Raw genomic sequence first — 19740 nt, forward strand, 5'->3', positions numbered from 1 at the left:
GGATCAGCCGGCGGCGATGCGCCGACACTGACCGCCGCGCTGCCGGCGGCGTGGCTGGCACGAAGGCTGCCCGCGGCGCTGCGCAGCGGGCTCATGGCAGCCGAGCCGGCGGCCGTGACCACGCCCGAGGCGCCGCCGCTGCGGTAGGCCGTGCTCGTGGCGCCGAGCGCGTAGGCGGAGCACCACCTCGACGAACTGCGCATCCCGTCGCGCTGCCCAGACCGCCGCGACGTGGCCGACCAGCCAGATCAGCACGCCCGCGACCCAGAGCCGCAGCCCGAGCCCGATTGCCGCGGCGAGCGTGCCGTTGGCGATGGCAACCGCCCGCGGTGCGCCGGCGAGCAGAATCGGCTCGATCAGCGCGCGGTGCACGGGCGCCGAAAAGCCGGGCACGGGATCGGCCGGGGCAGCCATCAGATCAGCGCCCCGCCACCGAACTGGAAGAAGGACAGGAAGAAGCTCGACGCCGCGAAGGCGATCGAGATCCCGAAGACGATCTGCACCAGCCGCCGGAAGCCGCCTGACGTGTCCCCGAAGGCGAGCGTCAGGCCGGTCACGATGATGATGATCACCGCGATGATCTTGGCGACCGGCCCCTCGATGGATTCCAGCACCTGCTGCAGCGGTTGCTCCCAGGGCATGTTGGAGCCGGCTGCGTGGGCGGGCGCGGCGAGGGCGAGGCAGAGCGTGAAGGCAGCCGCGCCGGCGAGGCGCGTGCGCAGCGTGGGCATCATGGGGTGTCTCCTGCTGGGGTGAGGTCGTAGTCGCCGGTCGGGGTCAGGCCGCGGACCTGGGCGAGTTCGGCGACGCGGCGGTCGGTGCCGCGGCCGGTGAGCACGGCGATGACGTCGATCGTCTCGGCGATCAGGGCCCGCGGGACGGTGACGACGGCTTCCTGGATCAGCTGCTCGAGCCGGCGCAGCGCGCCGAGGGCGCTCCCTGCGTGGATGGTGCCGATGCCGCCGGGGTGGCCGGTGCCCCAGGCCTTGAGCAGGTCGAGTGCCTCGGCGCCGCGCACCTCACCGATGGGGATGCGGTCCGGGCGCAGGCGGAGCGCACGACGGACGAGTTCCGACAGCGAGACGACGCCGTCCTTGGTGCGCAGCGCGACCAGGTTCGGGGCGCGGCACTGGAGCTCGCGCGTGTCCTCGATCAGCACGACGCGGCCACCCTCGCGGGCCACCTCGGCGAGCAGGGCGTTGGTCAGCGTGGTCTTGCCGGTGGAGGTGCCGCCGGCGACGAGAATGTTGCGGCGATCCACAACTGCGGTCCGCAGCGTGGCGGCCTGGCCGGCCGTCATGATGCCGGCGGCGACGTAGTCCTCGAGCGTGAAGACGGCGACGGCGGGCTTGCGGATCGCGAAGGCCGGGGCGGCGACGACGGGTGGGAGCAGGCCCTCGAAGCGTTCACCCGTTTCGGGCAGCTCGGCCGAGATGCAGGGGCGGTCCGCATGCACCTCGGCGCCAACATGATGCGCGACGAGGCGGATGATGCGCTCGCCATTGGCGAAGGAGAGGCAGCGGCCGGTGTCGGCGAGGCCCTCCGCAAGACGGTCGATCCACAGTCGCCCGTCAGGGTTCAGCATCACCTCGACGACGGCGGGGTCCTCGAGCCATGCAGCGATGCCGGGGCCGAACGCGGTGCGCAGCATCCGCGCGCCACGTGCGGTGGTCTCTGCCTTCAGCGGATGCAGCGACATGCGATCCCCGTGTCGGTGCCGCGGCGGAGGTACCGCAGCGGGCGGGGACGATTAGAGAGCGGCAGATTGGGGCAGGTTCAACAAGCCCGACGTGGTAGTAGTGTTCCAGCGTGCAGTGGCAGGCAAACGCAACGCTCAGCAACTCTTCGAGTCCCAGTGCACTGCCTGCCGGCACTGTAGGTTGGCGCCATCGTCGGTCGTGGCGCCGGATGACTGACCCTTCGACGGACTCTAGCTCAGGGCGGGGACATCCAAGGGGGCAGGGTCAGCCGCCCAGCGCCTGCCCGGCGGCGTCGCGGCCGTGGTCGGGGCGGTGCAGCCGCTGCTTGTGCTCCTGCTTGCGCAGCCGGTGCTGGGGACGGCGATTCGCCCCCTCGCAGTCCTGGCGGCGATCTTCGGAATGGGCGGTGTCGCCCTGCTCGTCCTCTCGCCGGAAGCGGGTCTCGACCCCTGGGCTATTGCGGCCGGCCTCGCGGGAGCGGTCTCGATGGCGGCCGGCACCGTCCTCAGCCGCCGCTGGCAACCCGCGGTACCGCCACTGACGATCACCGCCTGGCAGCTCGCGGCCGGCGGCCTCCTCCTCGTGCCGGTCACCCTCGTCTTTGCGCCCTTTCCCATGGCGGTGTCGGCCGCCAACCTGCTGGGCCTCGGGTGGCTGGGACTGGTGGGCGGCGCGCTGACCTACATCGTCTGGTTTTGCGGGATCGGTCGCGTCGGCCCCGCCGCTGCCACATCGCTTGGCCTGCTCAGCCCTGCCACCGCGGTTCTGCTTGGACTGGTCGTCCAGGGCGAGACGCTGTCGTTGATGCAGGCATTCGGGCTGCTTGCGCTCGTCGGCAGCATCGTGGTCAGCCAATGGACGCTGGCCGAGCCGGGATCATCCGCACTAGGCGTCCGCCATCCCGCAGCCGTCGATGACAGCGCCGGGTCAGCCGGTGTGGCGATCCGAAAGACCACATGAGCGGCCAAATCAACGTCAGCTTGGATGATGTCGCCGGCCTCCCGGTCCAGCTTTAGAAGTAGGCACCGCGCCGCGCCGCCTCGTGCGCGTTGATGCCCGCCGCTGCAAGCGGGCCGAACCGTGGAGGCCCGCCAAGCCGGTGCGCATCGAGAAACTGCTTGTCCTCAACGCCGACCTCTCGCAGGCCGACGTCGCCATCCCGACCTCGTCGCTCGCGATGGAGGCAAGAGACTCGCGATCCAACGCCGGTCGGAGAGGGACTGTGCAGCAGCGTGACGGGCCGCGCATGGCGGCCATCAGGGTGCGTCTCGCACATAGCCGCGCAGCGTCGCGACCTGCCGGAAGCCAAGGCGCTTCCAGACCGGCAGCCCGTCGGCGCTCGCCTGCAGCGTCGCGCTGCGCATCCCGCGGGCTCTCGCTGTCGCCATGGCGTCGCGTACGAGGCGGCTCGCCAAGCCGCGGCGACGATGGGTGTCCTCTGTCGCGACGTAGTGGATGCTCAGGTCATCGCCCACATCCATTGTGAGCGCGACGCAGACGAAGGCGTCGCCCTCCCGCAAGCCGTAGGTGCGGACCCGCGCATCGCGCAGGGCGCCGACGATGGGTACGAACCAGCCCGCCTCGCCATACGCGCGCTCGTTCAACTCGCCCAGCACGGCAAGCGGCGGGGCCTCCGCCGGGTTAGGCGAGCCACCGAGCACCAGGGCTGGATCGTCGAGGGTGATGCCGAGGCAGGGCGTGGCGATTGCGGGATCCTCCACGCGCCCCGACACCGAAGAAGCGGGCGTCCACACGCAGCCCGGAAGTAGCGGGTCGTCCGCCGGCGGCGCAGTGCCGGGCGGCACCACGACGGCGTCGAACCAGGGGTTGCCAGCCACTGCGGGGATTCGGGCGCCGAGTGCGTCAGCTCGGCGCACGACCGCGTCTTCCCCGACACCCCAGCGCCCAAGCGCCGCAATCACTTCGCCGAAGCCCAGGATCGACCGTCGTGCCAACTCGTCGTCGTTCATCAAAATGTGTCCTTTCCTCAGTCTGCGAATGAAACAGACGTTGCCGTCTTTCGTCTGAAGCGATCCAAAAGTGACGCTCCATGACCGTTACGAACTTGTGCCGCCCGCCTAGTCATTGCCAATCGACGCCCAGCTCGCCGTCCTCGCCTTGCTCAGAATGGCGGGAAGCGGCCACGCGATTCTGCCCGGCAAGCGAAGCACCGCGAGACGACGCAGCTGCCGCCGCTCGTTGAGTTGCATTCCACCAGAGAGAATCAGGCGCGAGGGGCGCTGACCCGGGTCAGTTGCCTCCCATCAATCTGGCCTCTGCGGCGGAGGCCGTCGCACTGGTGCCTCGAAGAGCACGAGAGCCGCGACAACCACGCCGACGCCGGCCCACTGGGCAGGGCTGAACCGTTCGCCGAGGACGGCCACGGCGACAAGGATGCCGAGCAGTGGCTCAACGCTGCTGATCATCGTCGCGCGGACCGGGCCGATAAGGCGGAACGCGGCGAAGAAGGCGAGGAGGCCGACCGTCACGCCAACGCCGGCCACGGCCACACCGAGCCAGCCGAGCATGGCGGTGGGGAATTCCCAGGCGTTGGCTGTCGTGGTGACAGCAACGAAAACGACGACCGTCACCGCCGTCATGTGGAGGTTCACCTGCGTGCTCGTCGCGTGCCGCTGGGCGCGGGCGCTGAACAGGATCATCGCGCAGACCGCGACGGAAGCGACGGCGGCGAGCCCGACGCCGATCGCGTCCAGCTCGCCAAGGGCGGGGCCGAGCGCGAGTGCCAGTCCAGTCAGCACCGCAAGCCCCAGCCCCAGTTTCCGGCTGGTGAGCGGCTCGATTCCGCGGCGATGGGCGAAGACCGCGAGCAACAGCGGGTGCGTGAAATAGATAAGCACGGCGAGGCTGACAGGAATGTAGGCGACCGAGCCGAAGAAGCCGTAGGACATGAGCGCGTAGGCAAGCCCGGCCGCGATACAGGGTAGCAGCGCCGCCCGTGGAACGCTGAAGGACTGGCGCGAGAGGACGGTCACCGCCGCCATGAGTGCAACGCCGATCACGCCGCGCAGCGTTACCACGGTCAGCGTGTTGCTCCCCGCCTCAAAGGCGAGCCGGGCCGCAGTTGGTACAACGGCGATGGCGGCGGCCGACAGCAGCACGAAGAGTGCGCCGGACAACTGGCGCGACGAGGCGTTCGCGTTCGGTTGCAAGGTCACAAGGGCCGTCACAGCGCGCTTCGCAGGTCGTCGATCGGCGTCGCGCTCCGCATCCCGCGGGTGCTGGCTGTCGCCATCGCGTCGCGCCTGAGGCAGTCAGCCCAGCCGCCGGGGCGATGGATGTCCTCGGTCGCGACGTGGTGGATGCTCAGCCCGCCGCCCACATGTAGTGTGAGCGCGACGCGGACGAGCCCGTCCTCATTCATCACGCTCTGCTCCGTCATTTTCCGCCACCTTACTGCACGGCAGATTTTCCTGCCGCATCGCGCGGCCAAGAGGGCTGTCGCGCCACGCCGTGATGTCGCCCTGCCGAACGCGGTCGCGTCCGTAGACCAGCCAGACCACGTCGACCTCGCCGATGTGCCGTTCGAGCCGGAAGCGCCCAGGGTACGCGTCGATGAGATCGAGCGTGGTAAAGCCGGAATCGTAGCGGCCCTCGACCAGGCCGCGCGCGACCTCGGCGTTTGAAATCTCCCGCACCTGCACCGCCCACTGCTCAGGGTCGAAGTAGCCCCGCGTGGCTGCCATGAAGCCGACAGAGCGCGGTGCGGCCACGTCCGCGCGCGAGACCACCCCCATGGGTTTGGTCGGCGAAATGAAGCTGTCGACGAGGAAGACCTCCTCGTAGTGGCGCTCGATGGTGTCTGCGACGTCCGGGTGCGCGCACACCTGCACAAGGTGGTCGAGCTCGCCCGCGCGCAGGCGGTCGAGCCCGTCGCGGTAGGAGCGCAACAGGACGATCTCGGCAGCGACGCCGTGGAACTCGACATAGCGCAGCGCCGCCTCATGCGAGTTGGTGCCCGCTGGTCCAAGCGTGCCGAAGCGGAGTGGCTTGTCTCGCACGACGGTCAGTCGATCCGCGCATCGGCGGCACGCACCAATCCGCGCCAGCGGGCAATCTCGGCGGGCAGCGCGGCGTGCAGCTCGGCCGGCGCGCGGCGCCACATGACAAAGCCGGCTTCGTGCAACCGCGACACCGCCGCCGGGTCGTTGAGGGCGAGCGCGACGACCCCTGCCATGCCGTCTACGACGGGCGTCGGCAGCCCCGCGGGGCCGAACAGCGCATACCAGGCATCGAGATCGACGCCGGGCACGCCGAGTTCGGCGAGGGTCGGCAAATCGGGAAGCTGGGCGAGGCGGCTCGACGAGGCGGCGCCGAGCGCGCGGATCGCACCGGAGCGGATGTGTTGCATGACGCTCGCCAGCGTGGCGATGGCGTAGTCAAGCCGGCCGGCGAGCAGTTCGGTGACCATCGGCCCTGCGCCGCGGAAGGGCACGTGGATCGAGGAGACGCCAGCGACCCGCGCCAGCATCGCACCGCCGAGATGCCCGCCGGTGCCGTAGCCCGTCGATCCGTGGCTGTGCCGGTCGGGTGCAGTCCGCAACATGGCCAACAGACCCGCCAGGTTGCGCGCTGCCGAGGCCGCTGGAACCACGAGGACGTGCGGCAGCGCGACGAGGCCGGCGATGGATGTGAAGTCCTCGACTGGCCGGTAGGGCAGGTTCTCCATCATCGCCAGATTGATGGCGTGCGTCTGGCTCGTCGCGAGCAAGAACATGCTGCCATCTGACGGCGCTGCGGCGACTGCGGCGGTGCCAATCGTCGCGTTTCCCCCGCCGCGGTTGTCGATCACGAGCGGCTGCCCGAGCCGCGGCTGGAACGCCTCGGCCAGCATGCGGCCGACGAAGTCGCTCGGCCCGCCGGGCGGATAGGGCACCACCAGGCGAACCGGGCGCACCGGCCAAGCCTGAGCCCAACTCTGCCCAGGGGACGCAGCGATGGCGACGACAGTGGCGAGCGCACTGCGGCGCGAGACCGAACCAGGCACGGCGCTTCCCCCAAGGGCATTCATCCCAGAGAGTATCGCCCGCCGAGGCCCAAGCCGCTGTATCCCGCGATACGGCCACGGGCACATCGGCGGGGTGGAGGCGACAGAATGGCAGGTGGCAGGGTCGGAATGGCGACGTGGGCGACCTCGGCCGCGCTGATTGATGGCTGGACTGAGCTGACGCACGGCCTCGGAACGCCGCGATCCCTCGCGGCCGGCGAGGTGCTGTTCCAGCGCGACGATCCGAGCCACGGGCTCTACCTGCTGCGGGAGGGTCTGACGAAGGCCTATGGGGTGTCCGCGGCCGGCCAGGAGCGGCTGGTGGAGATCATGGGCGCAGGGAGTCTCTTCGGGGAGGGCACTGCGCTCGAAGGCGGTCCGCGCCTCGTCACCGTGGTCGCGCTCTCGGCGCTGCGCGTCGTGTTCTACCGGGCTGGCGATGTGCAGGACGCGCTGCGGCGCGACCCGCGGATTGGCCTCTGCCTCATCCAGATCATGGCTGCGAAGCAGCGGTCGCTGGCGCACCGCCTCATTGAGGCGTCGTCTCTGCCGCCACGGGCGCGGCTACTGGACCTCCTTGAGCGCCTGAGGGACGCACGCGTACCGGCGGGACGCCGCGCCCTCGAACTGCCCCTCAAACACGAAGACTTGGCGGGCTATCTAGGCCTCTCCCGCGTGACCGTGACTCGCGCTGTCAACGGGCTCCGCCGCGAAGGACTTCTAGCGCCGGCCACCTGACACCGCAGCATGCGCGCAGCGCGGCGTGGTAGCATTCTGACTCGCCGGATATTGCCTGCGCTGAAATTGCCGACGATGCCCTGGGCGTTCCCGCCCAGGGCACCACACACTTACGACCACTCAGCGAGGGGCGGTCCGCCGCGGCTCAGAATGGGTGAATGCGCGGCCAGTTCGTGTTGCCCTTGGCGATATTGCCGGGCACGTCACGCAGCCACATCTGCTGCGCCTGCTCGTGGACCTTCAGGTACAGCTTGTTGTCCACGACACGCCAGATCTCCGGGTTGCCCGGCGCCTTGTAGGCCTGCGAAGCCGCCCAGGCGCAGTAGCCGTCGAACTGCGGCGCGTAGCGGGCGGGATCGGCCCTGAACAAATCGCGCGTCGCCTCCGACTGGAAGAACCAGATCCCGCCGTTGTGGGTCGCGTTGAACCTCGCCACGCCGCGCTGCGCGGTGCCGCTCTGGTAGCTGGTCGCGTCATAGCCGCTGATCGCGACGGCCAGCTGGTTGCCCGCCACAGCTTCACGCGATGCGCCAATAAGACCGGCCGTGGCACCGAGCAGCGCGGTCGCTGTTAGACCACGACGCTTGAGGATAATCGACATGGGGGACCTTTCCTGTTGCTCCCATGTCAGCCTTCGCAGCGCACCTCTGCTTGGTTACGCTGCAACGCTGCGGGATTGTGCCCGATGTCGTGGAGCCCTGCACAAACTTCGTGGTGCAACGGACGCTGAGCGTTGGACGGCTGACGCTTGCGCCGCAGGCGCACGTCACGGGTCTGCACCGTCTGCGGTAAGGGTGTCGCGCATAGTCGCGGCGACGGCCGGAACGGTCCCCCGGCCTTCAATGAGCGCACGGTCCGCCTGCAAGCCACGTGTCACCGTGTCGAAGAAGGCGCGGATGCGGGCGGTGTTCCGCAAGTCCCGGTGCGTCACGATCCACATCTCGCGCGAGAGCTCCGGGATCGGTTCGGGCAGCGCTCGCGCCAGGCCCGGCTCGGGGTCGCCGAGGTAGCAGGGCAACAGCGCAAGGCCGAGACCCGCGCGCGCCGCGACCATCTGATTCACCAAGCTGCCAGTCCGGTAGACCACCGCTTCGGGCGGTGCGATCTCAGCAAGCCACCGCGCGGCGTTGACGCCCGTCGTCGCCTCCTCCCAGCCGATCAGCGGGTGCGCGGCGAGGTCCCGCGGTCCGGCAAGCGGCGGTGCGGCAGCGAAGTGGCTGGCCGCGCCATACGCGGTCCAGGCGACGTCGGCGAGCTTGCGGCCCCAGAGGTCTCCCTCGCGCGGGCGGGCAACGCGCAGCGCAACATCGGCCTCGCGCCGCGAGAGGTTCAGCACGCGGCTATCCACGACGATCTCGACGGCGATGCCGGGGTGCTCGGCGCGAAAACGGCCCACCCACGGAGTCAGCAGCCGGAACGCGAGCGTCTCGGAGCAGGTGATGCGCAGACGACCGGCGAGGCGGCGGTCCTGGCCGGCCAGGTCGCGGGCAAGGCCGAGTGCCGCATCCTCCATCCGCTCGGCTGCGGCGGCGGCGTGGGCGCCCGCTTCGGTGGGCGTATAGGCGCCGCCCGCCACGCGCTCGAACAGTGGCAGTCCGAGCCGCGCTTCGAGCGCCGCGAGGCGCCGGAACACGGTGGAGTGGTCCACGCCGAGGGTTTTCGCCGCGGCTGTGAGGCTGCCGGCCCGTGTGACGGCGAGCACGAGGCGGTGGTCGTTCCAATCATCCATGAGGGCCAGGGTAACAGGTGGAATCGCTTGCAGGAATGCAAGCGGTAACTGCCGACACGCAATGTGCCTTGCGGCTGTGGCGGGCCTAGCCTTGCGGCATCACCCACCAATGAAGGATCCGACGTGACCGACCTCAAGAACGCTCCCCACGCTGCCCTCATCCTGCGCGTCGCGCTCGGCGTCATGTTCCTCGCCCACAGCCTGGTGCTGAAGCTGATGGTCTTCGGCCTTCCAGGGACGGCCGCCTACTTCGGCTCCATCGGCCTGCCGCCCTGGTTCGCCTACGTCATCTTCGCGGCGGAAGCGGTCGGCGGTGTCCTTCTGGTGCTTGGCGTGCAGACGCGCTGGGTTGCGCTAGCGTTGGCGCCGGTGCTGGCGGGCGCGACCTGGGCCCATGCGGGAAATGGCTGGATGTTCGGGTACCCGAACGGCGGCTGGGAGTATCCGCTCTACCTCACCGTCCTCGCGCTCGTGCAGGCGTTGCTTGGTGACGGCGCCTATGCGCTCTCGCCCTCGCGCTCGCTCGCCTTCGGCGCGGCACGCCCGGCCGACAGGGCCGCCTGAAACCTTACAACCACACCGAACGAATGCTGGCCCCCGGCGCCGCCGGGGGCCGCCCACGAACACGGAGCAGCGCCATGTCCAGCCTTCGCCTCGTCAGCCACCATCTCTGCCCCTATGTGCAGCGCGCGGTCATCGCGCTCGCTGAGAAGGGCGTGCCGCATGAGCGGCAGCTCATCGACCTTGCTGCAAAGCCCGATTGGTTCCGCGCCGTCTCGCCGCTCGGCAAGGTGCCGCTGCTGGTGGTGGACGACGGCGCGGTGCTGTTCGAGAGCGCCGTCATCTGCGAGTACCTCGAGGAGACGCAGCCTGGGCCTCGCCTGCATCCTGGCGACCCGCTGGAGCGGGCCCGCCATCGCGCCTGGATCGAGTTCGCCTCGGCGAGCCTGAACACCATCGCCGGGCTCTATGCGGCGCCCGACGCGGCAGGCTACGAGGCACGGGCCACCGAGCTCGCCGGGAAAATGGCGTGGCTGGAGGGCGCGCTCGGCGCAGGGCCGTACTTCGCTGGTGAGCGCTTCAGCCTGGTAGACGCCGCATTCGCGCCAGTCTTCCGCTACTTCGATACCTTCGAGGCGGTGCTGCCTCCGCTCGGCGTGTTCGACGCGACACCGAGGCTGCGCGCCTGGAGGCAGACGCTAGCCGCGCGCCCGAGCGTCCGGACGGCGGTGACGGAGGACTACCCGGAGCGGCTCGCGGCCTTCCTGCGGGCGCGGGGGTCACACCTCTCCAGCCTGATGGCGCGGGAAGCCGCGGCAGCATGACGGGCGCCGCCGGATGCTCCCGCTCGTGAGGGGGTGCGAGCAGCGGAGGTGAAGGCAACGAAGCCGGCAGGTTTAATCGAGTCGGCAATGCTCGGTGGCAGCAGCCGCATTACGGATCGAGGCTCGCGTGCAGGCGGCAGCCATACGCGTTCGGACGGAATCAGCCGAACGCGTACCCTGCCTGCCGGCAACGGGTCCTAAAGTCCAAGCTCGGTGAGCCCCGGGTGCCCGTCGGGTCGTGGCCCGGGCACCTGCCAGTGGAAGAGCCGGTCCGCCAGGCCGATCGGCAGATCGTTGATACTGGCATGACGCTCGGCCATGTAGCCCAGCGCGTCGAAGCGCCAGTTTTCGTTGCCGTAGGAGCGGAACCACTGGCCGCTGTCGTCGTGCCACTCGTAGGCAAAGCGCACGGCGATGCGGTCCGCGGCGACCGCCCAGAGTTCCTTGATAAGCCGGTAGTCTCGCTCGCGCTGCCATTTCCGCGTCAGGAAGGCCTCGATAGCCGGGCGGCCGGAAAGGAACTCGGCACGGTTCCGCCAGCGGCTGTCCTCAGTGTAGGCCAGCGCCACGCGAGTGGGATCGCGGCTGTTCCAGGCGTCCTCGGCCATGCGGACCTTGCGCGTGGCGTCCGCGGCCGTGAAGGGCGGGAGGGGTGGACGCGGGCTGCTCATGCGGCGGGCTCCTGGGCCGGGTTGAGACCCTGTCGGAGGGTTCGGTTTTCCGCCTCCAACTCTTCGATCTGCCGGCGCAAGGGTGCCACGCCGGCCGTCACCTCGGCCTCAGTAAACCGGGGCGTGATATGCTGCGGGCAGTTCCAGTCGAATGCCTCGACCGTGACAACAAGGATGCGCTCGGCGCGCCTGGCGGCGGCAAATAGCGGCGCGAGCGAGGCATCCTCGGATGCGCCCACCTCCATGCGGCCGAGCAGCTTCAGGCGGCGGCGGTTCGCGTAGTCCATCAGGAACAATGCGACGCGGCTGTCAGCGGCAATGTTGCCGAGCGTCAGGTATTGCCGGTTGCCGCGCAGATCGGCGAAGGCGATGCGCCGGTCGTCGAGCGGCAGGAGGAAGCCCGGCGGACCGCCGCGATGCTGGATGTAGGGCCAGCCCGTCTCGGACACGCTGGCGATGTAGGCGCTGTCGCGCGCGGCGATGAAGCCCGCCTCGGCGGAGCCGAGCTGGTCATGCGTGTCAGGGCCGCCCTCGAAGCGCGCATAGGTGGCGGCACTGCCCTGCGCGGCGCGTGCGGCCCTGACGGACGGCGTGCCGGTGATCTCGAGAAAGCGGTGGCCCATGGCAGTATCCTCCTCGGGCGGCGGGTCCCGCGCAGCGCGAGACCCGCCGGCCTTGCCGTGCTCAGGCCGCTTCGGCGGCACGGACGACCGGGAAGTCGATCTCCGTCTCGGCGACGTTGTTCACGAAGTTGGTGAAGACGTTCAGCGCGACGAGGCCGACGATCTCGACGATCTGCGCCTCTGTGTAGCCTGCGAGCTTCACCGCCGCGATGTCGGCGTCGCCCACTTGGCCGCGCTGCGATGCGACCTTCGCCGCAAAGACGACGGCCGCGTCGGCGCGCGGATCGCCGGAATGGCCGCGGCGGTTCATGGCGATCTCGGCGGCGTCGAGCTTCGCGACGTTGAGGCCGAGGTAGCTGTGCGCCGAGAGGCAGTAGTCGCAACCGTTCACCTGCGCCACCGCGAGCGCGATCCGCTCGCGCGTGCGGGCATCCAGCGCCTTCGACAGCGCGCCATTCAGCCCCAGGAGTCCGCTCAGCGCGGCCGGGCTCTGGCTGACCAGCCGGAACAGGTTCGGCACGACGCTGAGCGACTTCTCGACCGCGTCGAGCAGGGGTTGTGAGGGGGCGGGGGCAGCCTCGCGGGCCGGGATGGTCAGGCGGGACATGGCGATTGCTCCTGTGATGCAACGGGTTGCTGCGGCCGCATCCATGGCCCATCTCGTGATCCGCGATAATCATACGTCTTGACACTTCATTATTTCACACAGTGAAATAGCGAGATGGACAGACTCGACGCGCTCCGTTCCTTTCTGGCCGTCGCGGATCTGGCGAGCTTCGCCGCCGCCGCGCGCGCCCTGCGCTGCTCGCCCGCCGCGGCCACCCGCGCGGTCGCGATGATCGAAGCCGAGCTTGGCGTCGTACTGTTGCACCGGACCACGCGCGTCGTGCGGCTGACCGAGGCCGGCGCGCTGTATGCCGAGCATGGCCGCCGCATCCTGGCCGACATGGAAGCCGCCCGCAGCCTCGTGCGCGGCGAGCATGCCTCGCCCCGCGGCACGCTTTCCGTCACAGCGCCGGTCGTCTTCGGGCGGCTGCATGTCCTGCCAATCGCCGAGGCACTCGCCGCGGCCCATCCCGCACTCGCCATCCGTCTCACCCTGGTTGATCGCGTGACGCACCTGGTGGAGGAGGGATTCGACATCGGGGTACGCATCGGGGCCTTGCCGGACAGCGCGCTAGTGGCGGTGCCGCTCACGCAGGTGCGCCGCGTCGTCGTTGCAAGCCCAGCCTACCTGGCCACGCATGGCGAGCCCAGAAGCCCCGACGAACTCCGGCACCATGCCATCATCGCCTTCGACGGGCTGGAGGCAACGGATGCCTGGCGTTTCGCTCCCCCGGGTCAAACTGCTGGCGCGTCGGTGCGTGTCGCCGTCTCGCCGCGCCTCATCGTCAACAGCGCGGATGCCGCCACAGCGGCCGCGCTGCACGGACGGGGCATCACGCGCGTCCTTTCGTATCAGGTCGAGGAGGCGGTGCGGGATGACCGATTGCGGCATCTGCTCCGCGCGCATGAGCCGCCTTCAGTGCCGGTCAGCCTCGTCTTTCAGGCCAGCCGCCGGAGCTCCGCCAACATCATTGCCTTCGTGAGGGAAGCACGGATGCAATTCCACAGCCCCACGTTCGAGCTCGCCCCGCGGGAACGAGCGTAGCACACGATGAGACGCGTCTCACGAACGCCAGAGAAGGTTGGATTCCGGTTCCCACCGCTGCGGCGGTGGGAGCCGGAATCTAACCGTTGCTGGGGCGCAGCTGCTCACCCGCCCTCCTTCACCCGCCCATCCTCCATCACGATGATCCGGTCGGCCAGGTCCAGGATGCGAGTGTCATGCGTCACCATGAGCGTCGTCGTGCCGCGCTGCTTGGCCAGGCGCCGCAGCAGCGCAACCACCTCGAAGCCGCTCTCCTTGTCGAGTGCTGCGGTCGGTTCATCGGCGAAGACGACCTCCGGATTGCCGACCAGCGCGCGCGCCACCGCGACGCGCTGCTTCTGCCCGCCTGAGAGCCGTCGGGGCTTGTAGTCCAGCCGTTCCCCGAGGCCGAGAAGCCGCAGCACATGGGCTGCGGCATCATCAGCTCCCGGCGCAGGCCCATGCACATCCAGCCCCATGCGCACATTCTGTAGCGCGGTCAGGCTCTCGTGCAGGTTGTGCGCCTGGAAGATGAAGCCGAAGCGCCGCCGCAGCGCGACCATCACCTGTTCGGACGCATCGTTCAGCTCTGTCCCCAGCACCCGCACGCTGCCCTGCTGCACCTCGCGCAGGCAGCCCAGCAGCGTCAGCAATGTCGTCTTGCCCGAGCCTGAGGCACCCATCAGCACCACCAGCGCGCCGCGCGGGATCTCGAGCGCCACGTCGAACAGCACCTGTCGCTCGGCTTCGCCCACACCGAAGGCATGGTTCAGCCTGGTGACGGCAATGGCCGGCGGCGCGCTCAAAACAGCTCCGCCGGATCGGCGCGCGCCAAGCGTCGCGTCGCAACTGTACCCGACAGCAGGCACAACAGAACCGTACCGACGAAGACGCTGGCAAGCCGCGGCGCCTCCAGCGCCAGCGGCAGCCCGGTGATTGCCGAAATGCCCGCATATAGGGCGGCGGCGGCAAGGGCGCCCGGCACGACGCCGGCCAGCGCCAGGATCATCGCCTCCTCCAGCACGATGGAGAGGAAGGTGCCGCGCCCGTAGCCCATGGCCTTGAAGGTCGCGTATTCGCGAATATGGTCGGCAACGTCGGTCGACAGCACCTGGTAGACGATGATGCCGCCGACGAGCACGCCGATGGCGACGCCGAAGCCGAAGATGATGCCGACGGGGCGGCGCGTGGTCTGGAAGGTGGTGTCGGCCGCGGCGGCCTCCATCACGCTGCGTACCATGACGTCGCCCGTCGGCAGGGCAGCATGGATGCGGCCGACCAGCGCCGCGATGTCTTCGCCCGGTGTGGCGCGCAGCAGCACGAGGTTGGGTGCGCCTGGGCTGCGGTTGCGGAACAGCCGCAGGAAGGTCTGGTCCGAGACCACAAGGTACCCATCAGCGCCGAAGCCGCCGCCGATCGAGAAGGTGCCGGTCACGGTCACGCCATGGCCGTTCGCCTCGAAGCGTTGCGTCCCCCCCGCCTCCAGCCGCGCGCGCAGCACCGGATCCAGACCGCGCGTCGTACGGTCGACCAGCGCGAAGCTACCTACTGCGAGCAGTGGGCGCGCCGCCTCAACCTCCGGCAGCCGCAAACTGGGCATGCCGGGATTGATGCCGAGCACGTCGAGGTTGACGTTGCTGCCATTGGGCTGGCGCCAATCGAGGCGACCGACATGCACCGTCGTCGCCGATGCGACGCCCGGCACAGCCAGCGCCTCCAGCATCCGTGCGCGCGGCAATGGGCTGCCATCCTGCAAGGTATTGGCGTCGGAGGATTGGATCAGGATGTCCGCCTCCAGCGCGCGATAGGGCAGCGCGATGCTGCCGGTCAGCGCGCCGAGGAAGCCGAGCTGCATCAGCACCAGCAGATTGGCGAAGGCCACGCCGGCCACCGCGGCGGCGAAGCGGCCAGGCTTGTGGATCAGCTGCAGCCAGCCGATCGGCAGCCGTCCCAGCAGGTGCGCGAGGATTTGGGTTAGGGCGGCCGTCATGGCGCCGCCGCGATGCGCGCGGTCACCTGCAGGTTCACGAGCCGCGCGGCCGCCGCGGTGGAGGCCGCGTCCAGCGCCACCACGGCGCGCAGCACGCGCGCATCCGTGGCGGCGGCGGGCGATGGGTCGGTCAGGGTCTGGCGCAGCACCTCCCGCCCCACCGTGGCAAGCCTGCCGCGCAGGGGCTCTGCCAAGGCGGGTGCGGTCAGCGTGACAGTGGCCCCCGGGCGGAGCCGGGCGGTCTGGTCCTCATGCACCTCGATCTCCGCGATCATGTCGTCGAGCGTACCGAAGCTGAGGATGCCCTCGGCGCCAGGCCGCTCGCCCGGGCGGGCGTGGAGGGTCAGGACCGTTCCGGCCGCGGGGGCGCGTACGGTGGCGCGGTCAAGTTCCGCCGCCGCGCGGTCGCGCGCCGCCAGCGCGGAATCAAGGGTGCGCCGCGCCAGGCGGACATCCACCTGCTCGTCCGGATCGGGCGCGTCCTGGCGCTGTAACTGGGCGCTGGCACGTGCGGCCTCCTGCACCGCCTGATCGTAGGCGAGGCGGCGCTGCCCAAGCACCTGCGGCGTTGCGGCACCGCGGGCCTGGAGATCGATGGCGCGATCGAGGTCGCGGCGCAGGATCGGCAGTGCGGCTTCGGCGCGAGTCAGCGCGGCGCGCGCTTCCTGCCGAGCGGCGGCGACCGCTACACGGGTCTGGTCGAGGGCGGCCTGCCGCGCAGCGACCTCTGCTTCGGCCGCGGCCAGCGCGGCGCGCAGCACGGGTGCGCTGTCCAGCACGGCCAGCACCTCGCCTGCGGCGACGCGGCTGCCTTCCTGGACGGGCAGTTCGGCGATGCGGGCATCCCCGGCGCCGGCCGGTGGGGCGATGGCCAGGATGCGGCTGTGCGGCAGCAGTCGGCCGAGGGCCACGATGTCGGCCGGGCCGCTGACCGAGGGCGCCGGCGCTTGGCTGGGGGGACGTGATGCGGCCAGCCAGGTGCCCACCACGAGCAGAGCGCCCAGGCCCGACGCCGCAGCCAGCCACGTGCGATGCTGGGTGACCGGCGGCCTCGGCGGCGCCCTATGGACCAGGAGTGGCATGTCCGGTGCCGGGGCGGTCTGTGGTCCGGCGCTCAGGGGAGCCTCCTCGGGTTGCCGGGGCGCTGCCTGGCCATTAATGACTTATCGGTCAGTAACATCCCAGATGCCGTGAGGCAATAGTAATGACCGATGGGTCACTAAAGGAGGAGTCCACCCCGCCCCGGCGCCGGCGCAAGGCGGCGCGGCCCGGCGAAATCATGGAGGCGGGCCTCGCCGAATTCGCCGCGCGCGGCTTCGAGGCCACGCGCATGGAGGACGTCGCGCGTCGTGCCGGCGTGGCGAAGGGTACGGTGTTCCTCTACTTCGCGACCAAGGAGGCGCTGTTCGAGGCTGCGTTGCGCTCCCGTCTGGCCCCTGTGCTGGAGGGAGTGGAGGCGGCGGTGGACGCCTATCCCGGCCCTACCATCGACCTGCTGCGGATGCTGGTGGGGCATGTGCACACCGGTCTCGTCGCTACTGACGCGGCCGCGGTGATGCGCATGATCCTCGCCGAAGGCCCTCGCTTCCCGGAGCTGCTGGAAACCTACCACCGGGAGTCCATCGCGCGCGCTACGTCCCTGCTGCGGCGGATCGTGGAGCGGGGCATCGTGCGCGGCGAGTTCAGGACCGGTGCAGCGACGGACCTGCCCATGGTGCTGATGGCCCCGGCGCTGATGGCCGCACTATGGCGTCAGACCTTCGACCACCTGGCGCCGATCGAGCCCGGCCGCTTCCGCGCGGCGCATCTCGAGATGCTGGAGAGGGTACTCTGCGACGGCGGCAAGGAACGTGAGGTGGACGCTGTGCGCGCTGGATCATTGTCCGAAAGTCGCGCGCCAAAGAACACGGAGGGCGATAGCGAAAAGGCAGGCGGCAAAGACGCGGCGCAAGAGCGGTACCGGAAGCCGCGATGAGAGGCGCGCGGCAAACGGCGCCACCACGATGGCCGGCAGCGCCAGCAGGATAGCCGCGCTCAGGCTGACGTAGCCGACCGAGTCGGGAGGCAGGCCGGGCTTGCCGTAGCCCAGGGCGGCAAAGCCGAGCGTCGCCGGCAGCGCGACCGCGATATTGAAAATGGCGCCGGCCCCGACGGCGCGATTGATCGGCGTGCTGAAGAGCCCGAGGACGGGGCCGCTCAACGTGCCTGCGCCGATCCCAAGGGCGGCGGACAACGCCCCGATGGCTGCCGGCGGCAACCAACCCAGCGGCGGGGCCGGCAGGCCGGAAGCCAGCACGCCGCGAGCACCCGCCATCATCTGAGTGCCGAGTAGAACGGCGACGGCAGCGAAGGCGCCGACCGACAGGGAGGCCGGGATCAGGGGTGCCAGTCCCAATCCAAGCAGCGTACCGGCCAGGATGGCGGGCAGCCAGGACCGCAGGACAGGTTGATCGATGGTCCCAGCGGCAGCGTGGGCCGCTGCCGCCGCCAGTGAGGACAGCAGGATCGCCGCCTGCGCGGTGCCGATGGCCAGCGCGGCGTGATCGGCGTCTGACATGCCGCCCAGTGCGAAGACCTCAAGCAGCACCGGCACGGCAATGACGCCGCCACCGATGCCGAGCAATCCTCCCAGCGTGCCGATCAACAGTCCCACTGTGGCAAGGACAAGAATCGAAATCACGCCGAGGTCGGCCAGAGCCGACGTCATGATCCCCGCGACCGCGCCTGTGCCCTACCGCGCCGCCTTGCGGATGTTCCACGGCACGATGATGCCTGGCATCGCCAGTACGCCCGAGATGCGCGGGCTGACGGCAGATGGCAGGTACCATTGCCCGTGCGGCACATAGGGCACCACCCGATAGGCGCTGACATGCAGCGCCTCGAGCAGCCGCTGGCGTTCGGCCGGCGTCGCCGCGTAGGGAAAGGCATCGATCAGCGCCTGGTGCTCGGCGTCGCAGGGCCAGCCCGGCCAGGCGCGCTCGCAGCTCGCCTGCATCGGCACGTTGCCCACCGGATCGGATGCGCCGAGGCCGTTCCAGAAGGTCAGCCCGATATGCCACCCGCCCTCGCTCGGCGGGCGGCGATTGGCGCGGCGACCGGCCATGGAGGCGAAATCCGTCGCTTGCACATCGGTCCGGAAGCCGACTGATTGCATCTGCTGCGCCAGGACGAGCGTGGCCGCATGCACAAACGGGTTGTCGGTCGGGTCCATGATGACGATCGGGCTGCCATCATAGCCGCTCTCGCGCAGCAATTGCCGCGCACGCTCGCGCGCCGCCGGCGTGCCAAGGCCGGGTGGCACGCCCGCATTCGTCTCCTGCGGCGAGCCGCAGACGAAGAAGGCATGGCAGACCTGGTACAGCGCCGGGTCGGGGAACATCCCCTGGAGGATTTCCTCCTGGTTCACCAGCAGCATCAGCGCCTGGCGCGCGCGCACATCGTTGAAGGGCGGGTGGATGTGGTTCATGCGGATCATGCCCGGCGCGCCGAGCGTGTTGGTGCGGATGATGCGCATCCCCCGCCTCTGCAGCATCGGCAGGAAATCCACGCCTGGACTCTCGATGTAGTCGAGCTCGCCCTGGATCAGCGCCAGCACCGCGGTCTGCGCATTGGCGATGTTCAGCCATTCCACGCGATCGACATGCACGACCTTGCCGCCGGCGGTGCCGGAAGCGGGCTCGGTGCGCGGCACGTAGTTCGGGTTGCGACGATAAACCACGCGCGAGCCCGGCACCCATTCCTCCCGCACGAAGATGAAGGGGCCGGAGCCGTTGGTGCTCTGGATCGCGGTGAACGGATCGGTCGCGGCGACCGCGGCGGGCATGATCGCGGGCATGTTGCCGGAGGGCTTGGACAGCGCGTCGAGCATCAGTCCGTAGGGCCGGTTGAGCGTCCAGACAACCGTCTTGCCGTCGGATTCGGCCACAAGCCCGGTGGTGATCGCCATGATCTGGCGGCCATGCGGATCGCGCGCGCCCCAACGGCGCAGCGAAGCCACCACGTCGTTCGCCGTCACCGGGGCGCCGTCGTGAAAGGCCAGCCCGTCGCGCAGCGTGAAGCGCCAGACCAGCGCATCGGCGGAGACCGCATGGGCGCCCACCATCTGCGGCTGCGGCCGCTGTTCGGCGTCGCGGCCGAACAACTGGTCGTAGATCATATGAGCATGGCTCTGCACGACGCCGGCCGTGGTGTTGATCGGGTCGAGCGTCTGCAGGTCGGCGTTCGGCACGATGCGCAGGATTCGCTCGGGCGGCACGGCCTGCGCCAGGGCCAGGCCGGGCAGTGCCACGAGGGCCAGCCAGAGGGCGAGATTACGCAACCACATGCTTC

General features: G+C 69.8%; 23 protein-coding genes and 1 pseudogene. 6 read left to right on the top strand and 18 right to left on the bottom strand.

The features are described 5' to 3' along the window. Positions 1-156 precede the first annotated feature (156 nt). From HW578_RS27595 to trbB, 3 genes and pseudogenes are all read right to left on the bottom strand, one after another. Positions 157-414, bottom strand: a pseudogene (locus HW578_RS27595) (VirB3 family type IV secretion system protein); the annotation flags it as partial. Continuing rightward, positions 414-731 carry a TrbC/VirB2 family protein gene (locus tag HW578_RS00950; protein ID WP_408906241.1) on the bottom strand — a complete coding sequence of 106 codons (318 nt, stop codon included), beginning with the start codon at positions 729-731 and terminating at the stop codon, positions 414-416. The gene HW578_RS00950 and the pseudogene HW578_RS27595, both read right to left, overlap by 1 nt. Beyond that, a complete protein-coding gene (gene trbB, locus HW578_RS00955; RefSeq protein WP_198368625.1) occupies positions 731-1699 on the bottom strand; it encodes a P-type conjugative transfer ATPase TrbB in 969 nt (322 codons plus the stop codon). The genes HW578_RS00950 and trbB overlap by 1 nt, the downstream gene beginning before the upstream one ends. A gap of 313 nt (positions 1700-2012) precedes the next feature. On the opposite strand from trbB, the gene HW578_RS00960 reads away from it, so the two are divergent. Continuing rightward, the gene (locus HW578_RS00960) at positions 2013-2660 is read left to right on the top strand and encodes an EamA family transporter (RefSeq protein WP_369407783.1); all 648 of its coding nucleotides are present in this window, start codon (positions 2013-2015) and stop codon (positions 2658-2660) included. Between the two features lie 296 nt (positions 2661-2956). Here HW578_RS00960 and HW578_RS00965 read toward each other — a convergent pair whose 3' ends face one another. The 5 genes from HW578_RS00965 to HW578_RS00985 form a co-directional block, all read right to left on the bottom strand. Then, entirely contained in the window at positions 2957-3670 is a 714-nt protein-coding gene (locus HW578_RS00965) for a GNAT family N-acetyltransferase (RefSeq protein WP_198368627.1), read from the bottom strand. Between the two features lie 294 nt (positions 3671-3964). Next, complete coding sequence (locus HW578_RS00970) at positions 3965-4876, bottom strand: EamA family transporter (protein WP_198368628.1); 912 nt, start codon at positions 4874-4876, stop codon at positions 3965-3967. 8 nt (positions 4877-4884) lie between these two features. Further along, a complete protein-coding gene (locus HW578_RS00975; protein WP_198368629.1) occupies positions 4885-5100 on the bottom strand; it encodes a hypothetical protein in 216 nt (71 codons plus the stop codon). Next, on the bottom strand, positions 5075-5719 hold the full coding sequence (locus HW578_RS00980) for a type 2 periplasmic-binding domain-containing protein (RefSeq protein WP_198368631.1): 645 nt from the start codon (positions 5717-5719) through the stop codon (positions 5075-5077). Before HW578_RS00980 ends, HW578_RS00975 begins: the two co-directional genes overlap by 26 nt. Before the next feature lie 5 nt (positions 5720-5724). Continuing rightward, positions 5725-6597 carry a Bug family tripartite tricarboxylate transporter substrate binding protein gene (locus HW578_RS00985; RefSeq protein ID WP_369407784.1) on the bottom strand — a complete coding sequence of 291 codons (873 nt, stop codon included), beginning with the start codon at positions 6595-6597 and terminating at the stop codon, positions 5725-5727. A 237-nt stretch (positions 6598-6834) separates the two neighbouring features. Here HW578_RS00985 and HW578_RS00990 point away from each other — a divergent pair, with 237 nt between their 5' ends. After that, positions 6835-7443, top strand: coding sequence for a Crp/Fnr family transcriptional regulator (locus tag HW578_RS00990; protein WP_198368635.1), 609 nt, complete (start codon positions 6835-6837; stop codon positions 7441-7443). A 145-nt stretch (positions 7444-7588) separates the two neighbouring features. Here HW578_RS00990 and HW578_RS00995 read toward each other — a convergent pair whose 3' ends face one another. Together HW578_RS00995 and HW578_RS01000 are read right to left on the bottom strand one after the other, a co-directional pair. Continuing rightward, entirely contained in the window at positions 7589-8044 is a 456-nt protein-coding gene (locus HW578_RS00995; RefSeq protein WP_198368636.1) for a YHS domain-containing (seleno)protein, read from the bottom strand. Between the two features lie 165 nt (positions 8045-8209). Continuing rightward, a complete protein-coding gene (locus HW578_RS01000; protein ID WP_198368637.1) occupies positions 8210-9172 on the bottom strand; it encodes a LysR family transcriptional regulator in 963 nt (320 codons plus the stop codon). Between the two features lie 123 nt (positions 9173-9295). On the opposite strand from HW578_RS01000, the gene HW578_RS01005 reads away from it, so the two are divergent. After that, a complete protein-coding gene (locus HW578_RS01005) occupies positions 9296-9736 on the top strand; it encodes a DoxX family protein (RefSeq protein ID WP_198368638.1) in 441 nt (146 codons plus the stop codon). Between the two features lie 74 nt (positions 9737-9810). Continuing rightward, positions 9811-10497, top strand: coding sequence for a glutathione S-transferase family protein (locus HW578_RS01010; RefSeq protein WP_198368639.1), 687 nt, complete (start codon positions 9811-9813; stop codon positions 10495-10497). 197 nt (positions 10498-10694) lie between these two features. Here HW578_RS01010 and HW578_RS01015 read toward each other — a convergent pair whose 3' ends face one another. The 3 genes from HW578_RS01015 to HW578_RS01025 all read right to left on the bottom strand — a co-directional run bounded on the left by HW578_RS01015 (position 10695) and on the right by HW578_RS01025 (position 12398). Beyond that, positions 10695-11168, bottom strand: coding sequence for a nuclear transport factor 2 family protein (locus tag HW578_RS01015; RefSeq protein ID WP_198368641.1), 474 nt, complete (start codon positions 11166-11168; stop codon positions 10695-10697). Continuing rightward, positions 11165-11791, bottom strand: coding sequence for a pyridoxamine 5'-phosphate oxidase family protein (locus HW578_RS01020; RefSeq protein ID WP_198368642.1), 627 nt, complete (start codon positions 11789-11791; stop codon positions 11165-11167). The genes HW578_RS01015 and HW578_RS01020 overlap by 4 nt, the downstream gene beginning before the upstream one ends. A 61-nt stretch (positions 11792-11852) precedes the next feature. Continuing rightward, positions 11853-12398, bottom strand: coding sequence for a carboxymuconolactone decarboxylase family protein (locus HW578_RS01025; RefSeq protein ID WP_198368643.1), 546 nt, complete (start codon positions 12396-12398; stop codon positions 11853-11855). A 114-nt stretch (positions 12399-12512) separates the two neighbouring features. Here HW578_RS01025 and HW578_RS01030 point away from each other — a divergent pair, with 114 nt between their 5' ends. Beyond that, positions 12513-13442: a LysR substrate-binding domain-containing protein gene (locus tag HW578_RS01030; protein WP_198368645.1), complete on the top strand. Its 930-nt coding sequence runs from the start codon at positions 12513-12515 to the stop codon at positions 13440-13442. A 104-nt stretch (positions 13443-13546) separates the two neighbouring features. On the opposite strand, the gene HW578_RS01035 is transcribed toward HW578_RS01030, so the two are convergent. Genes HW578_RS01035 through HW578_RS01045 form a run of 3 tightly spaced genes read right to left on the bottom strand, consistent with a single transcriptional unit; the run spans position 13547 to position 16322 of the window. Then, entirely contained in the window at positions 13547-14227 is a 681-nt protein-coding gene (locus HW578_RS01035) for an ATP-binding cassette domain-containing protein (RefSeq protein WP_198368646.1), read from the bottom strand. Beyond that, on the bottom strand, positions 14224-15411 hold the full coding sequence (locus tag HW578_RS01040; protein ID WP_198368648.1) for an FtsX-like permease family protein: 1188 nt from the start codon (positions 15409-15411) through the stop codon (positions 14224-14226). The genes HW578_RS01035 and HW578_RS01040 overlap by 4 nt, the downstream gene beginning before the upstream one ends. Further along, positions 15408-16322, bottom strand: coding sequence for an HlyD family efflux transporter periplasmic adaptor subunit (locus tag HW578_RS01045; RefSeq protein WP_198368650.1), 915 nt, complete (start codon positions 16320-16322; stop codon positions 15408-15410). The genes HW578_RS01040 and HW578_RS01045 overlap by 4 nt, the downstream gene beginning before the upstream one ends. A 293-nt stretch (positions 16323-16615) precedes the next feature. Between HW578_RS01045 and HW578_RS28285 the strand changes: the two genes are divergently transcribed. After that, a complete protein-coding gene (locus HW578_RS28285; RefSeq protein ID WP_198368652.1) occupies positions 16616-17386 on the top strand; it encodes a TetR/AcrR family transcriptional regulator in 771 nt (256 codons plus the stop codon). On the opposite strand, the gene HW578_RS01055 is transcribed toward HW578_RS28285, so the two are convergent. Together HW578_RS01055 and HW578_RS01060 are read right to left on the bottom strand one after the other, a co-directional pair. Next, positions 17288-18118 carry a sulfite exporter TauE/SafE family protein gene (locus HW578_RS01055; RefSeq protein WP_198368653.1) on the bottom strand — a complete coding sequence of 277 codons (831 nt, stop codon included), beginning with the start codon at positions 18116-18118 and terminating at the stop codon, positions 17288-17290. The genes HW578_RS28285 and HW578_RS01055 overlap by 99 nt on opposite strands. 24 nt (positions 18119-18142) lie before the next feature. Continuing rightward, positions 18143-19735, bottom strand: coding sequence for an ABC transporter substrate-binding protein (locus tag HW578_RS01060; RefSeq protein ID WP_198368655.1), 1593 nt, complete (start codon positions 19733-19735; stop codon positions 18143-18145). Positions 19736-19740 lie beyond the last annotated feature (5 nt).

Source organism: Roseomonas rosulenta, from assembly GCF_016106005.1.
Classification (GTDB): Bacteria; Pseudomonadota; Alphaproteobacteria; order Acetobacterales; family Acetobacteraceae; genus Neoroseomonas; species Neoroseomonas rosulenta.

Bases quoted from the DNA above. Each gene is read 5' to 3' on its own strand.
- HW578_RS00965 (WP_198368627.1), bottom strand. From the start codon at position 3,670: ATGAACGACGACGAGTTGGCACGACGGTCGATCCTGGGCTTCGGCGAA.
- HW578_RS01030 (WP_198368645.1), top strand. From the start codon at position 12,513: ATGGACAGACTCGACGCGCTCCGTTCCTTTCTGGCCGTCGCGGATCTG.
- HW578_RS01015 (WP_198368641.1), bottom strand. From the start codon at position 11,168: ATGAGCAGCCCGCGTCCACCCCTCCCGCCCTTCACGGCCGCGGACGCC.
- HW578_RS00995 (WP_198368636.1), bottom strand. From the start codon at position 8,044: ATGTCGATTATCCTCAAGCGTCGTGGTCTAACAGCGACCGCGCTGCTC.
- HW578_RS28285 (WP_198368652.1), top strand. From the start codon at position 16,616: ATGACCGATGGGTCACTAAAGGAGGAGTCCACCCCGCCCCGGCGCCGG.
- trbB (WP_198368625.1), bottom strand. From the start codon at position 1,699: ATGTCGCTGCATCCGCTGAAGGCAGAGACCACCGCACGTGGCGCGCGG.
- HW578_RS01025 (WP_198368643.1), bottom strand. From the start codon at position 12,398: ATGTCCCGCCTGACCATCCCGGCCCGCGAGGCTGCCCCCGCCCCCTCA.
- HW578_RS00975 (WP_198368629.1), bottom strand. From the start codon at position 5,100: ATGACGGAGCAGAGCGTGATGAATGAGGACGGGCTCGTCCGCGTCGCG.
- HW578_RS01020 (WP_198368642.1), bottom strand. From the start codon at position 11,791: ATGGGCCACCGCTTTCTCGAGATCACCGGCACGCCGTCCGTCAGGGCC.
- HW578_RS01000 (WP_198368637.1), bottom strand. From the start codon at position 9,172: ATGGATGATTGGAACGACCACCGCCTCGTGCTCGCCGTCACACGGGCC.
- HW578_RS01010 (WP_198368639.1), top strand. From the start codon at position 9,811: ATGTCCAGCCTTCGCCTCGTCAGCCACCATCTCTGCCCCTATGTGCAG.
- HW578_RS01055 (WP_198368653.1), bottom strand. From the start codon at position 18,118: ATGACGTCGGCTCTGGCCGACCTCGGCGTGATTTCGATTCTTGTCCTT.
- HW578_RS00990 (WP_198368635.1), top strand. From the start codon at position 6,835: ATGGCGACGTGGGCGACCTCGGCCGCGCTGATTGATGGCTGGACTGAG.
- HW578_RS01060 (WP_198368655.1), bottom strand. From the start codon at position 19,735: ATGTGGTTGCGTAATCTCGCCCTCTGGCTGGCCCTCGTGGCACTGCCC.
- HW578_RS01040 (WP_198368648.1), bottom strand. From the start codon at position 15,411: ATGACGGCCGCCCTAACCCAAATCCTCGCGCACCTGCTGGGACGGCTG.
- HW578_RS00950 (WP_408906241.1), bottom strand. From the start codon at position 731: ATGCCCACGCTGCGCACGCGCCTCGCCGGCGCGGCTGCCTTCACGCTC.